Consider the following 15,222-nt stretch of genomic DNA (forward strand, 5'->3'; position numbering starts at 1 on the left):
CCGTCACGACTGACTCAGAATCCGACATTCGCAGACGATTGGCAGCGCCCCAACTTAAGACGCTTGTCCATTAGTAGATGCTGGCAGCGCGTCTCCGCTTGAACGGCGAAAACTGGGGAAAAACCGTCGCTCGGGCGACGCAACTTGAACGTCCGCTGCAGCAAGAACCCAACGCCCGCGAGCGAAAACCTCTTACCATCATGGAATAAGGAATTCCGGGCCGAGACGGAGTGACGATTGGCAGGGGGATAGGCATATTGAACAAGTTCATGGACAGCAGGCCGAATAGGCAGAAGGCATTCAATAGAACAGTATATTCCTACATCGCCTGACGGAGCCAAAGGATTGATCCATCTGTTGAATGGCCATGGATGGAGAACGCAAACCTACCGCTGTCGAACAGGCCGACCATAAAATCACCTCACAGGTGAATGATGAGCGCGATAGCTGGCCAGTGCGCCTAATCGGTGCCGCCAGTGAGATCGGTGATCAGCCACAGATGCGGATGATTTGCGCCGCCACGATCGCGGTTGGTATCGCCCAACGAGATGCGCACCTTGCGAGGGCCGGCTTCAAGATGCTGGCGGCACACACGCTTGCCACCTGGGCCAAAAGCAGGATCAAAGCCGTGATCAACCGCAGGCGCCCGAAAGACGGTGACGATCCTCGGGTGCGTCAGGGTGATAGCGACCGCCACGAGGAGAATTCGTTCCCATCTGGGCACAGCGCTGGTGCCGTCGCAGTCGGCGAGGCGATCGCACGAGCATATCCAGACCATGCGGTCCTTGCCCGTGGTGCGGCACTGTCCGTGTCCGTCGTACAGGTGCCGCGCGGAACGCATTATGCTGGCGATGTCCTGGCTGGGATCGCCATTGGCCTGATCGCTGAACGCGTGAGCAATGCAGCGATCGATTCAGCGGTTCAATGGGCCGAGCGTGACTTCGCAAAACGGCAGCGTGGCATCAGCGATGACGACGCGACGCCAGTCATCCGTCGTGCAGTGGCGCTGTCGTCGCCTCGCATCCAGCAAAATGGCCAGGACGTGGGATCGTCCCAACCGGCACCTTATTCACCTGAGTTTATTGCATTGGCTCACCCATGAGGCCCTTATGCTTCATGATGGGATGGCCCCGAGGACTGAGCCAAATAATGTCGTGTCTACGCGTCTGCCAGACAAATTGGCTCGGTGACGCAGATGGGTGACACCGACCTGCCCGACGGCATTGAGGAGCGCCATGTGGCATCCGTGCGAGGGCTGCGGGCACACGCCAGCCCGCTCGCGTTCATCGTGCTAGGCACGGCTATGGCAGTTGCGGCGACTGGACTGCTCGGCGGTGCACCTGCGCCCGTGACGTCCGTCTCTGCTCCCGCCGCTTCATTGGAGCTGAAGATTGCCCGTCCGCTGCGCAGCGGCCTGTTTTTCGAGACCCGCATCCGGGTCACCGCCCGACAAGCCATTGCCAAGCCGGTGATCGGGGTCGATGCACCCCTATGGCGCGATCTGACCATCAACAGCCAGGTGCCGGCCCCCGCCAACGAGAGCTTCAAGGACGGGCAGTATCGCTTTAAGTACGGCCCCTTGAAGGCGGGGGAGACGTTGGAGGTCAAAATCGACGGCCAGACAAATCCGCCACTAATTGGGCGCGTAACAGGAAACGTCACGCTTCTGGATGACGACACCCCCCTGACCCAGGCCCATGTCACCATCCCGGTCCTGCCATAATGGACATCGTCCTGCGGGCTTCCGTCACATTCGCGGCGCTCTACCTGTTGCTGCGGCTGCTGGGGAAACGCGAGATCGGCCAGCTGACGCCATTCGAATTGGTGGTCATCGTGGTGATGGGCGACTTGGTCCAGCAAGGCGTCACGCATAACGACTTCAGCCTCACCGGTTCGATCCTGGCGATCGCCACGTTCGCCTTCTGGGCGCTGGTGATGAGCTGGGCGACCTATCTTTCGCCTAAGCTGGAAACACTGCTGGACGGTCGGCCGCAGGTCATCATTCGGGATGGTGAACTGATCGAGGCGAATCTCCGCCGCGACCGCATCACGCGCGCAGAGGTCGAAGCCGAGATGCGCCTAGCGGGCATCGCCCACATGAATCAGGTCGCCTGGGCTATCCTGGAGACACAGGGCAAGATCAGCTTCATCCGCAAAGACGGCGGTGAGGTGAAGCCCGACGACGATGACGCTGGTACTGCGTAACGCGATGCACGCCGTCACGACGGCGGCAACCCGAAGTCGGGTAATTCGTTCGGCCGAGGTGTAGGAGAAGACCGATCGCCCATGCCAGCAACGTCGTCTATTGCGACGGACCAAACAGCCCCCACGCTTTCGACATCATCCCGCTTCAGCCGCGAAACGGGACCCTGGATGCAAAATGCCCGATCTGTCGGGGATACGGGCAATGGAACACCGAGATCGATCTGATCAGCTTCCGGTGCAAACGGGCAATCTGCGATTATTGCCACGGGGCGGGATGGATCGAGACCGGCAACGATCCGGTTGGGCATGCCGACATCACCATGTCGCCGGATGGCTACCCTCAATGGGTGATCGCATATGAGCCGCACCAAGATCCGGATCGGCCTGTATCTGATCCGGCAGCCCCGCTGTCGCCCAACCAGATCGATCGCTAGGCTGTCGAAGGGGGATCCCGAGGCGGACGACGAGACGTATCGACGCTTAGACATCTTCAGATAAGGATCGGTCATAAGCCTAGAGCCGTATCGCCTAGATGGTGCCACGACCGTACCCAAGTTCCGGCGAAAGCAGAACTGCAGAAGTTAAACTCAAGCGGCCACGATTCCCTTTCGTCACACCCACTTTCGGCCATCTGCAACGTGTTTTCTTCTTCCAGACTTCGGCCTTTCGTTCATAATGTCAGCGTTTACTTGAGAATGCTTCTTTACGCGACGTGTTGTGAGACCGCGCGGTCTCCGTCCCTCCTCAAACGGGCAGCGTCAGCCTGCGACGAGGCGAGCTTGTCCCGATAGGCGCCCTGACAATGCCGCGTTGCCTCTCCGACCCGACCGCGCCATTGTCATGCCAATCAGAGGAGGGTGATGTGGGTAAGCACTTTTGGCGAGCCGGCTGTCTGGCAATGCTACTGGGATCGACGGCGGCCGCCGCTCAGCAGCTTCCCCCGCCCGCCGACGCCCCCACCGCGGGCAGTGCGCAAGGCGACGTGTCGGTGACCATCTACAACAACGACGTGGCACTGGTGCAGGACGTGCGCCAGCTGCCGCTGGGGAAAGGTCAGGCGCGCCAGAACTTCCCCGACGTCAGTGCCGCGATCCGGCCGGAAACCGTGTCGCTGGTCGTGCCCGACGCCGCCATCGTCGAGCAGAACTTCGACTACGACCTACTCAGCCCGTCGAGCTTGATGGAAAAGGCGGTGGGCGAGACAATCACGCTGGTCCGCACCAACCCCGCCACAGGCGCCGAGACCCGCGACCGGGCCAAGGTGCTGGCCGTGAACGGCGGCGTGGTCATCGAGGTGAACGGCCATGTCGAGGTGCTACGCGACGACGGGCTGCCTGTTCGCGTGGTCTTCGACAAGGTGCCGGATGCGCTTAGGGCGCGCCCGACGCTGTCGGTGACGCTCGCCAGCAGCCGCGTGGGCACGCGACCGGCGACGCTTTCCTACCTCAGCAGGGGACTCGGCTGGAGCGCGGATTATGTCGCGCTGTTCGACGACAAAAATGGAACGGTGGACATGCAGGGCTGGGTGACGCTCAAAAATACCAGCGGCACGACCTTCTCGAACGCCAAAACGCTGTTGGTCGCGGGCGAGGTCGGCAGCACCGATGACGACAATGGCGACTACAGGCCTCGGCAGCGGCGGGTGACGCGGATCGCGCCGGGCACCGAGAGCGCCGCGCGAGAGCAGCTGGGCGACTTCTACCTCTATCCGCTGACCGAACGCACCACGATCGCCGACAAGCAAACCAAGCAGGTCAGCTTTTTGGACGCCAAGGGCGTGGCGGCAAGCTCAGGCTACCGATTCGAGAATGCGTGGCTCGGTAGCTCGGACGAGCCGCGCAGCGCTCAGTCGGTGCTGCGCTTCCGCAACTCCGGCGCGGCGGGCATGGGCGGCGCACTGCCTGCTGGCGTGGTAAGGGTTTACGCCCGTGATGCGCGCGGCCAGCCGCAGTTCATCGGCGAGAATCGCATCGAGCATACGCCCCAGGGCTCGACGATTGCGCTACCCACGGGCGACGCGTTCGACGTCAAGATTCAGCCGACCACGGTCTCGCGCGTGAAGCAGGGCGACCGTTGGCGGACGGCGGTGCGCTACAAGCTGACCAACGCGCGGTCGCGACCGGCAACGGTCGAGCTGATACAGGGCGGTCTCGATTGGGGCGACGTGCGCGTTGTTGAGGACAGCGCCAAGGGCGAACGCCGCAACGCCGGAACCTACGCCTGGCAGGTGCCGGTGCCGGCCAACGGCAGTGCCGTGGTGACCGCAACCTTCGACACGCGCTACTGATGCTGCGCCGGCTGCTTGCGGCGGCCGTCCTGGCCATGGCGGTCGTCGCGACGCCGCTGCACGCCAAGCCGGTCACGGTCACCTCCGCCACGCCCGACCGGGTCTCGCTCACCGTCTATCGCGCGCCCTACGGCAGGGGCACGATGAACCTGCGCTTCCTGCAAGGGTTCGCGCTTGTGACGGAGACCCGGCGCATCCGGCTGCCGCGTGGGGCCGTGACAGTGCGGTTCGAGGGCGTGGCAGAGGGAATTGTGCCGGTTAGCGCGATAATCGACGGGTTGCCCGGAGGCACGATTGAGAAGAACCGTGACGCGCGCCTGCTTTCGCCGGCGTCGCTAGTTGACGGCACGCTTGGCCGAAGGATCACGCTGACCCACACCGACAAGGCAACCGGCCGGGCGGTCAGTGAGGAGGCGACGATCGTCGCCGGCCCACGTCCCGGAGTGATCGTGCAGACGGCCGCGGGCATTGAGGCGCTGCGCTGCTCGGGCCTGCCCGAGAAACTGGGGTATGCGGGCGTGCCGGCCGGGCTGTCCAGCAAGCCGGTGCTGAGCGTTACCACTGCCAGCCCGGCAGCGGCGACCGTCACGGTTCGGCTGACCTATCTCGCCTCCGGGTTCGACTGGCGGGCGAGCTATGTGGCCACACTCGCCCCCAATGGCCGCGCGCTCGACCTGTTTGCCTGGATGACGCTGGCCAACGGCAATGACCAGGGGTTTCCCCAAGCTGAGGTGCAGGCGGTCGCCGGTCGGCTTAACCGGGTTGCCGTGTCGGCGATCCCGCAGGAGGCAAGCGCACTGCGGCTGGTCTGCTACCCGCTCGGAACGACCACATCCGACTTGCGCGCGAGCAAGTTCGAGCCGGCCGATCCAATCGAGCCTGCCAATCAGATCGTGGTGACGGCAGTGCGCATGATGGCACCTGCTCCGCCTCCGCCACCACCACCTCCCCCACCTCCGCCGCCGCCGCCGCCGGAGAACCTTGGCGACCTGAAGCTCTACCGGATCCCGATGCCGACCACTGTCGCGGCACGCGCGCAGAAGCAGGTGGCGCTGCTGGCCCAAGGATCGGTGCCCTTCGAGCGGCGGTATCGCCGACCGGTTTATCCAGGACAGCAGATCGACGCCGCATCGACCGCGATTATACTGATGCTGAAGAACGAAAAGACGGAGGGCTTAGGCGTGCCGCTGCCCGCGGGCAGTACCGCGCTTTACGCTCAGCGGGCGGGCGAGCGACTCTTGCTCGGACTGGGGGCGATCACGGATCGCACCGTCGGTGAGATTTTCCGCCTCGCGGCCGGTGTGAGCAGCCAGGTGACGGTGACGCAAGCGAAGGTAGCTCCGCACGACCCGTTGCGGGTGCCCCGCGCCGCTCTAGGTTCCCGGGAGGCGATGCTGACGGTGAATAACGCTAACCCGTTTGCGGTAACGCTCGACGTGCCGATCGGGGTTGCGGGGCAGCAGATCGAAGCGGAAGCCCAGGATGTTGACCGTATTGAGGGAGTCGTCACTTGGTCGCCAACGCTTCCGCCGGGCGGCCAAGCTGAGCTGCGCTACCGCTATTAGGTCGTCATACAGGACACGAGTTTGTCGCTGGTTCACCTCCGGTGCTGCTGCTGGGTAGACGTTACAAAAGACCCACAAGCAGTCATTCAGAGCCACTTTCTCCACCCAACTCCGGACATCCGTTCATAAGTTTTGCCCGGACCGGATGGACCTTCTTTGCGAATTTACGTTGCCGATGAGAAAAAGGTGCACAATCCGTTTGACCGTAGCTGGCGCCGCCCCCGTTCAGGGATCCAGGGGGTCTGCGGGATCGACGCGCAACGATTCGCGCAACGGCTTCATTGCGATAGCGGTGGGGGCGATCCGGCCATCAGCAATGGCGGGCTGATAGCCGAGTTCGCGGCGGTTGCGTTCGACAAAGGCCGGGCTGGCGACCGCGTCGATATGTGACGCATTGCTGACCACGAGCATATCCCGGTCAAACGGGGCCCCCATCGCAACCAACCGGCGCGTGGCGTCGCGAAGGTTCGTTGTCGTATGCCGGGCATAGGGCTCTACCACGATCGCATCGGCCGGAATGCCAAAGCGCTCGATCAGAGCGCGGCGCATCTCCAATGCCTCGACATGCGGTGTGTCGCGCGGATGCACCGCGCTGCCACTGACGATCAGGAAGGGCGCGATGCCTGCGGCAAATTGCTCGGCTGCGACACGAACGTTGACCTTCCCCTTGGCGCTAAGCGGCGTCTCCAGATCATCCGGCCCGATGCCCAGTACCAAGATCGCGCTATAGCGGTACCGTCCCCAATTCGTCGTTCGCGCGCGTTTGAACGCCGCGGCATTGTATCGCCGATCGAGCGGTTCGAATGCGACCGCCGCATTCTTGTCATTGACGTCGAGCAGTGCGAGGGCGAGCGACAGGCTGATATCGCCACCTAGCGCCGGATCGCTGCGCTGCGCCGTGGACATGACCACCGCGTCGGCAACCTTGGCGGCAAAGGCATCGCTACCGAAGGGCGAGTCGGACCCGTCGATCAGCGGATAGCGCGGCAATTTGCCGACCCCATACACCCGCAGAATCTCGTTCAGCCCGTCGACCTGCCGTCGCACATCGTCACCCCCGTCGGGCGAGCGGGCGGCCAAGGCCTCCCGCTCGTCGTCGCGCAGGATCGCCGCCTCCACGACGCACGCGGGCGCCCCGGCGCAAGCCGCGACGCGACGGTCACGCGCCTGCCCTGCCAGCGGCCCATGCAGCGCCGGAAACAGGCGTTGCGCCATCGCGGACAGCTGGCCGTCGCGTATGACTGGCTGGGAATAGGCGGGCGACCACATGGCAATCGCGATCGCCAGCGTCGTCGCCGCCATCCGTCGCATCGGTCTTACCAAGCCTTGCTGACGACGAACCGCACGCTGCGGCCAAAGATCGGGCGGCCATAGATCGCATCGCGCGACGTCTGTCCGTCAAGCTGGTCGGTCCGCGGATTACCCTCGGTCAGGCCCTTGTTGTTGAAGATGTTGTCGCCGACGACCTGGAACTGGAACCCGCCATGGGTCAGCGTCGCACCCAGACCGAAGGTGTTGTAGGCGGGCAGACCGGTATTGTTGAACAGGTCGACATAGCGACGCCCGACGAACTCGTAGCGGCCATAGACCTCAACCTGGTCCCCACCGGCATCGAAGGCGAAGGTCGGGCGGATATTCCCGAAGACCTTGGGTTCGCGGATGATCTGCTTGCCGTTGACCGCCGAGGGATCGGCACCCGAGCTGTTCTGGAGGTTCCGGTACTTCGGCTCCTGATAGGTGAACGAGCCCGATACGAAGAACCATGGCACCGGTGCCAGCGTGCCGTCGACCTCGACGCCCTTCACCTCGGCCTGCCCGATGAAAGGCACCGCCTGGTCGTTGCGACCGGTCGTCGGATTGAATGCCACGAACGACGCGTTGAATGGGTCGAATTTCGTATAGAAGCCGGTCATGTACAAGTAGTTGCGGCCGAACGACGCCTTCAGCCCGGCTTCGTACTGATCGGCCTGGGTCTTCACCAGAACGGGATTGATATTGTAATAGCTCGAAGACTGGGGCGGCACCTCCAGATGCGATGCGCGGAGATAGCCGCCGAAATGGGTGCTGACGTCATAGTTGACGCCGACCGTCCAGTTGGTCGCGACCGGACTGTCCTTACGGGTCTGGCGGCCGCCGTCGAAGCTGCGGACGCTGTTGTCGGCGAGCGTCGTCGCATCGCCCAGGTTGACCGAGGTGGATGTCAGGCCATAGCCGTTGATATTGTACCACTCATGGCGAATGCCGCCGTCGATCCGCAGGCCGGATGCCACCTCCCACGTATCGTTCGCATAGACTGCGTACACCGTGGAATCGACGTCACCCTGGTTCAGTGTGGTGCCGTACCGCAGCACGCCCTTGTCCGTGACGGAGCCCAGCACCGCCCCGGTCGCCGAATAGGCGACGAGGTCGAGCGTGCGGGGCTGGCCGCGGACCTCCATCAGATAGTCCTGATAGATCGCTTTGTTGGTCAGCCCATAGGCGGAGGCATAGCCGCCCAGACGTAAATCATGGCTGCCGAACCCGGTCTCGAACTTGCGCGTAACGCTGACATCGCCCTGCCCCGAATAGAATCGGGAATCTACGCCGCGATATTGGCCCTGCACGACCAATCCCGATGCCGCATAGGGATCATAGGCCGTCGCGCCGTTGGTGCCCGACAGCGCATAACCCAGCCGGGCGACGGCGCCGAAGGCGGCCGTGGCGGCCGTCCGGAAGCTATTGGCGAAGCTGTTGGCGTCGACCGGGTTCGACGTCGAATACAGCGCATCGAACCGCAGCTTGCCCTGGGTGTACCCGGCCTTGGCCGAGAACTGCCAGCCACCGAACTCGGCGTCATATTGCAGCCCGAGATTGCCATATTCCATGTGGCGCCCATCGGCCAGATCGCGGGTCTCGCTGCGCACCACACCGGCGGAGTCACGGTACTTCAACGTCACCCCACGAAAGGCAGGCGAATTCAGCGTGCCGTGGAAGAAGTCGATATACGGATTGAGCGACACCGAAGGGTCACGTGGATCGGCGACCGGGATCGGCAGATAGAAGGTGTTGTGATCGTTCAGATAATTGACGCTGATCTTCAGCGTGCCATTGTCCAGATCGCGCTTGATGTTGGCGCGGAGCTGACCCCCGCGATCATTGGGGAAGCCATTGTCCCGCTGGCCCCCATCCTGTCGCAAATAGCCGCCGACCGCGTAATAGGTCCGCTCGCCGAGCGGCCCCGCCTGCATCGCGTCCAGGCGATAGAGGTCGGTGGTGCCCAGCGTCACCTGCACCTTGCCGCGCGTCGTGGCGGTGCCGGTCGCGGTGATCGAGTTGACGATCGCCGCCGCCTGGCTGGCGAAGATCGGCGCGGGACCGCCGCGAACCACCTCGACCCGCTCCGTCATCAGGTCATAGCGGTTGAGACTGTCCCCCCGGAAGAAGTTGCCGTTGATGTCGTGGAACAGCGGCAGGCCGTCCTGCTGGAACACGGCGTAGCCGTCATCGGTGGGGATACCGCGCACGCGCGTGACATTCTGCACCTCGCCACCGGTCGCCTCGACCTGAATGCCGGGCAGTTTGCCGAGCAGATCAGCGAAATTCAGCGGGGCCAGCCGCTTCACATCGTCCTGTCCCAACGAGTTCACCGCGTAGGACACGTCGAAACGACGCTGCCGTCGGGCGGACCCGGTAACGATGACATCCTCGCCGGTAACCTCCGACGGTGCCACATCCGCCTGCACGGCGTCGCCCGCCGCCTCGTTGGCCGTCTGTGCGCTGGCCATTTGCGGGGCGGCAACGAGTGCCGCACCCAGCGCGGTCGCACGCAGCAGCGCGGATTTGGCAAAGATCATGATTTCCCCCGTTCGGATTAATTGGCGGCTCCCATGCCGCTCGTTCACGACAGATTTGTGAAATCCGATATTTTACGCACCAACCTGGATCAGTGCGGCTGCGTGGTGACGGTCAAAACGCCCCCTTTGGCAAGCGCATCATGGCCGACCCGCCAGTCGGTCAGCACGTGACCATTCCAGTCGACTTGAACGATCTTGCCGTCACGCGGCCCTGCCCGTCGCACCGTCACACGCCGTCCCTGCCCCAAATCCATCGTCGTGCGTGAAAATGCTGGGACCGTCACTTGATACCAGGGCTCACCCGGTACGAGCGGATAAAGCCCGAGCGAGGCAAAGACATACCAGGCGGTCATCGCCCCGGCATCGTCGTCCATCCCGTCGGCGAACCCTTGCGGCGCCAATGCGAAGCTGTACCCGACAAAGGGCCGCGCCAGTTTGCCTTCGTTGGTATAGGGATGCTCCATCGGCTGCGTCAGAATCTTGCGGATCAGATCGGCGGTCGCCTGCGCCTCTCCCGCCGCGGCAAATAGCCACGGAACATGGATGTCCGGCTCGTTCGTCATGTTGAACAGCCCATCATTGAAAAAACGATGCAACTGCGCCCGCCAGTCACCATTTCCGACCGTGGCCATCATCCACTCGAGGTCGAAGACCGGTGCCCAGCGATATTGCCACAGGGTTCCCTGGTACAGACCGCGCGCCTTGACAATGTCGCCATCTTCGCCCGGCTTTTCAAAGACCGAGCGCCACATCGGGCGATAGCCAATGGCCTGCGCCGTAAAGCGTCGTGCTGTCGCCTCATCCCCCAGATCGCGCGCTAGTTGCGCAGTCGCCCAGTCGTCATAGGCCGCCTCAATCTGCTGGTCGGGCGTATCGCGTTGCAAGGTGGCGCTGTCGGCCACCATGGCCTTCAGCGCGCCGGGGGCGTCGAAGCCGGTAATTCCCTTGCGCCGCATGTCGAGCAGCGCAATCCCGGCATGTTCCGTACGGACGGTCAGGAATGGCTCGTTCATCGTCGCCCATTGGGCTTTGCCGCGTATGTAGAGATCGGCGAGCGAGCGGGCGATATCCTGGCTGCGTTCGGGTTGCAGCAGGGCCAGCAACGGCAATTGTGTGCGATAAATGTCCCATAGCGACCAACTGGCGTAGCGAGTCTGTCCTTTGGAAGACCGCGCGATCGACCCGTCATTCTCCCGGTGGCGACCATCCGGATCGTCGATCGCGACGGGCGTTTGAAAGACCCGGAACAGCGAAGTGTAGAATAGCGCCCGCTCCGCCCTCCCCCCTTCCGGCCGTACCCGTTCGAGGACGCGGTTCCAATCGGCGCGCGTGGCAGCCGCGACCGCCTTGAAAGGTCGACTCCCCAATTCCGTTTCGCGAACGCGTGCGGCGCCATCGACGTCGACGCTCGACAAACCGGTCGCCAACTGGACGACGTCGCCGCGCTTAAGATCCAGGTCTAGGGTCGCCACGCCATCCTTCGCGACCATGTTACGGTGAAGTGGACGGTCGTTCACCGTCACACGGCTGGAGGAAAAAAGACGATATAGACCTTTGTCGCACACCGTCCCGGCCACCATTACGGCACGAAGGTCATCGCTGTTTACGGTTCGCCACGTTGCCGAGGCGCGCTTGGCATAACTGTGCCATGCATCGATCCGAAGCTGGACCCGTCCGGCCCGCTTTGTCGAGAAACGTAGCAGCCCTGCTCCCCTGGTCGCCGTAGCCTCCGCCGTCACCGCGCCGTCATATACAATCCTGTAAAAGCCTGCGGCAGAACGCTCGCGGCGCTTGTCCATAAGCGCTGGGCCGCTGGCTCCGGCGAAGCGCATCGACACGAGCAGGTCGCCACCCCCACCCCCACAACCGACGCCAACGCCCCGTGTAAAGGAAAAGCCGTTCAGCCGATCTGCCGCAAAATCATAGCCGGCATGATTAGCAGGATTGGTATCGGGGCCAAGTTGCACCATACCAAAGGGTGCTACGGCGGCGGGCGTCAGCTGCCCAAAATCGGCGAGCGTCCCAGCCAACGGGTCGACCAGATCAACCGCGGCATCGCGCCCAAGTGCAGGCGTCGCGATCATGACCAACCCGGCCGTAATGATAAATCTCATTCACTTGATTCCTCGTTGGTCGTCCAGCCAAGCAAAAGGATGACTCCATATTGGCATTTCTTGACGGTGCCATGACCTACTGATCAACCGTGAACCAAAGTCGGGGGCATCCTGCTGGGTATCAAAAACACCCGCTGCTGCTGCCACGGCTGGCAACCCCGATATCGGGCAATCCTCTCTGTTTGAGGCTTTACCTTTTGAACGGTACGCTCGCGAGATCGCGGTCGATCGCCGCCAGCAATGCGTCGGTGAACTGAGCGGGCAGGTAGGCCTGTAACCCGTACAGCGTCGTGCCGCGCGCCATGTCGAGCTGGGGGTTCTTGAGGAAAGCCGGGACATGCCGTGCCAGCACTGTGCGGGTGGCCGGATTGTCGAGCAGCTCACCAATTGGCGTAGTCAGCGTGGTGTAGCGGCCTGATGCATTCGCCGCCGCCAAGGCCTGCGAAAGGCGGTCGATTTCCGAGCCCCAAGGATCACGCTGCACCACGACCTTGCCGCTAGTGGCGAAGTCGGCGAGCGTGTCGTTGGCGCGGGTGTAGCGCGGCCATTGCGCCATCGTGCCGCCGTTCGGATCGCCGTGCTTCACGAAGTTGGCCAGGTAGGTACTCATCGCGGCTCCGACAGCCTCATCCTTCGCCGTCGTCTGCGCGCCATACTTGACGCTAACATTGTCGAAGAAAAAGGGGATGTCGGTTGCGTGCTGGGCGCCGCTCTTCCCAACGGAGCCGGCGACATAGGAGAAGCGATACTCCCAGACCGGCACGCCCTTGTCGGCGATCATAGCCGACGCCTCGCGCCCGCCCGCGATCATGAAGCCGCTCTTACCGCCGATATCCGCGCTGGTTGCTCCGATCATCATCGGCATCCGGGCAAAACGATCCTGTTCGTACGCCTTGCGAATGTCGACCACGACCTTGCCGTCGACGAAGGGCCCCGAATTGGTTGGCGGAGCGCCGGGGCGTCCCGTCATTTGTGCCATGTTGAGTCCGTCGAGCACGTCGTCCGCCGATAGCGCGCGCAGGCGTTGCAGCGCATCGGGGGCGGCGGGATCAATCCCCTTGGTCCGGGCGAAGTTGCCGCCGATCGTCTCGACATCCGCCAAGGTATTGCCGGTGAACGCCTTCGCATCGCCGCCCGACATCACGACGGCCTTGTTGAAAAGCCCTTTCGCCTCGGGCGAGGTCACGAGCGCATGGACTGAGATACCGCCCGCGCTTTCACCAGAAATGGTTATATTAGCCGGATCGCCGCCGAATGCCGCGATGTTGCGCTTGACCCATCGCAGCGCCGCAATCTGATCCATGATTCCGTAATTGCCCAGGCGTCCTCCATCGGCATTCTGTGCGGTCAGCTGCGGGAGGGCGAAGGTGCCGAAGCGGCCGAGGCGGTAGTTGAAGCTGACGAACACGATGCCCTTCTTGGCCATGTTCGCCCCTGCATAGGTCGGCGGCGAGGCCCCGCCATTCACGAAGCCGCCACCATAGATCCAAACCAGTACCGGCAGCTTGCTCTTGGCTCCCGTTGGCCGCCAGACATTGGCGTACAGGCAATCCTCCGCCGGGGTGGTGTCGAGCGGAGCGGCATCGCTGGGGAACGGCTTCTGCATGCAATCCGGGCTAAATTGGGTTGCGTCGCAGACCCCCGTCCATTTCGCGGCTGGCTGCGGTGCGCGCCAGCGCAGTGGGCCAACCGGCGGGGCGGCGAAGGGAATTCCTTTCCAGCTTTCGACGCCCCCAGCGACCTGTCCTCTGACGGTACCGTTATCGGTACGGATCGTCGGACCGGCAGGCCGCGCTGCGACCGGTATGGCGATCAGCGCGATGGCGAGGGCGAAGGCTTTGGCAGGATAGTTCATCGGTTTGATCCCTTACGCAAGCCAGGCCGAGCAGCGGAGCAACGCCAAGCGCCGTTCAACGTAGCGGCAGACACGGTCAGATTAAAAGCGGCCGCTGCTTGAGGGGCCGGTGTCGTCGGGTTGCCAGGATCAGACGATTACCACCCGTTTTCCTCTTTCCAATTGACGTTGACGGTCTCCCGGTTTCTCATCCGGGCATGATGCGAGTTTCCGGTTTGCATCCGTCGGGGTCAACCCCGGCGGATGCAGCATATTCGGCTGGCGTCAGCCAGCCAAGCGCCGTGTGAGGACGGCTCTCGTTATAGTCCCGGCGCCAGGCCTCGATCTTGGCACGAGCGTCCACCAGCGACAGGAACCAGTGGCTGTTCAGGCACGCGTCGCGAAGCCGGCCGTTGAAGCTCTCGACGAAGGCATTGTCGGTCGGTTTGCCCGGCCGCGAGAAATCGAGCGTGACGCCGTTCTCATACGCCCATCGGTCTAGCGCCTTCGAGATGAACTCCGGGCCATTGTCCACCCGAATGGTCTTCGGCGCACCACGTACTGACGCGATCCGCGTCACCGCCGCGACAACCTGCTCGCCCTTGATGCCCTGATCGACGTCGATCGCCAGCGCGACGCTAAGTGAACGCATCGACCACCGTCAGTGCCCGCAGCCGCCGGCCATCGAACAAGGCATCCGAGACAAAGTCCATCGACCACATCTCGTTGGGCGCNATGGTGCTGACGCTGGCCGAGCCGCGACGTCGATCGCCAGCGCGACGCTAAGTGAACGCATCGACCACCGTCAGTGCCCGCAGCCGCCGGCCATCGAACAAGGCATCCGAGACAAAGTCCATCGACCACATCTCGTTGGGCGCCGAGGCCGCAGGCTGGCGTTCACGGTTCGCCGCGCTGACGCCCTCGACGGGGGCGCTTGAGCCGAAGGCTCAACCCGTCCTCCCGGTAGAGCCAATAGACCCGCTTGTGGTTCACCAGCCAGCCCTCCCTGCGTAGCAGGATGTAGATCCGGAAATAGCCATAGCGCACCCGTGCTGCCGCCAGATCGTGGATGCGCAGCCGCAGCGGCGCCTGGTCCGGCTTGTGCGACACGTAGCGCACCGATGAGCGGTCGACCCCGAGCGCGAGGCAACTGCGCCGCTCGCCGACGCCCAGCCCGCCATACACCTTCTTCCAGCGATAGAAGGTCTGCTCCGATACGCCCATAGGGCGGATGACCTCCGCCACCGGCGTGCCCGTCTCCGCCTGCTTCAGAGCAAAGGCGATCTGCTCTTCCGTGTACCTCGACTTCTTCGTGTCCCAGCTCCTTGCCCGCAGGCTTCACAGGGCCGGAAAACTCTCATTCAGCGTGGATGAAAAAACAGGG

General features: G+C 63.3%; 9 protein-coding genes and 2 pseudogenes. 5 read left to right on the forward strand and 6 right to left on the reverse strand.

All coding sequences use genetic code 11. The features are described from left to right. Positions 1–361: 361 nt before the first annotated feature. The 5 genes from ASF14_RS20880 (at position 362) to ASF14_RS12425 (ending at position 6,057) form a co-directional block, all read left to right on the forward strand. Positions 362–1,102, forward strand: coding sequence for a phosphatase PAP2 family protein (locus ASF14_RS20880; RefSeq protein ID WP_082442223.1), 741 nt, complete (start codon positions 362–364; stop codon positions 1,100–1,102). 93 nt (positions 1,103–1,195) lie between these two features. Beyond that, positions 1,196–1,723, forward strand: coding sequence for a hypothetical protein (locus tag ASF14_RS12410; protein WP_056435155.1), 528 nt, complete (start codon positions 1,196–1,198; stop codon positions 1,721–1,723). Continuing rightward, positions 1,723–2,205, forward strand: a complete 483-nt coding sequence (locus tag ASF14_RS12415; protein ID WP_056435158.1) for a DUF421 domain-containing protein — start codon at positions 1,723–1,725, stop codon at positions 2,203–2,205. The genes ASF14_RS12410 and ASF14_RS12415 overlap by 1 nt, the downstream gene beginning before the upstream one ends. Before the next feature lie 898 nt (positions 2,206–3,103). After that, positions 3,104–4,492: a DUF4139 domain-containing protein gene (locus tag ASF14_RS12420; protein ID WP_056435161.1), complete on the forward strand. Its 1,389-nt coding sequence runs from the start codon at positions 3,104–3,106 to the stop codon at positions 4,490–4,492. Next, entirely contained in the window at positions 4,492–6,057 is a 1,566-nt protein-coding gene (locus ASF14_RS12425) for a DUF4139 domain-containing protein (RefSeq protein WP_236697047.1), read from the forward strand. The genes ASF14_RS12420 and ASF14_RS12425 overlap by 1 nt, the downstream gene beginning before the upstream one ends. A 225-nt stretch (positions 6,058–6,282) precedes the next feature. Here ASF14_RS12425 and ASF14_RS12430 read toward each other — a convergent pair whose 3' ends face one another. The 6 genes and pseudogenes from ASF14_RS12430 to ASF14_RS20890 form a co-directional block, all read right to left on the reverse strand. After that, positions 6,283–7,368, reverse strand: a complete 1,086-nt coding sequence (locus ASF14_RS12430; protein ID WP_236697048.1) for a YdcF family protein — start codon at positions 7,366–7,368, stop codon at positions 6,283–6,285. Between the two features lie 5 nt (positions 7,369–7,373). Further along, entirely contained in the window at positions 7,374–9,890 is a 2,517-nt protein-coding gene (locus ASF14_RS12435) for a TonB-dependent receptor (protein WP_056435164.1), read from the reverse strand. 89 nt (positions 9,891–9,979) lie between these two features. Continuing rightward, positions 9,980–12,004: a glycoside hydrolase domain-containing protein gene (locus ASF14_RS12440; RefSeq protein WP_156361163.1), complete on the reverse strand. Its 2,025-nt coding sequence runs from the start codon at positions 12,002–12,004 to the stop codon at positions 9,980–9,982. Between the two features lie 190 nt (positions 12,005–12,194). Then, on the reverse strand, positions 12,195–13,859 hold the full coding sequence (locus tag ASF14_RS12445) for a carboxylesterase/lipase family protein (RefSeq protein WP_056435169.1): 1,665 nt from the start codon (positions 13,857–13,859) through the stop codon (positions 12,195–12,197). 187 nt (positions 13,860–14,046) lie between these two features. Next, a pseudogene (locus ASF14_RS12450) lies at positions 14,047–14,572 on the reverse strand (IS3 family transposase); the annotation flags it as partial. Between the two features lies 1 nt (position 14,573). Continuing rightward, positions 14,574–15,173: pseudogene (locus tag ASF14_RS20890) on the reverse strand (transposase); the annotation flags it as partial. Between the last annotated feature and the right edge of the window lie 49 nt (positions 15,174–15,222).

This window comes from Sphingomonas sp. Leaf257, assembly GCF_001422185.1.
Classification (GTDB): domain Bacteria; phylum Pseudomonadota; class Alphaproteobacteria; order Sphingomonadales; family Sphingomonadaceae; genus Sphingomonas; species Sphingomonas yabuuchiae.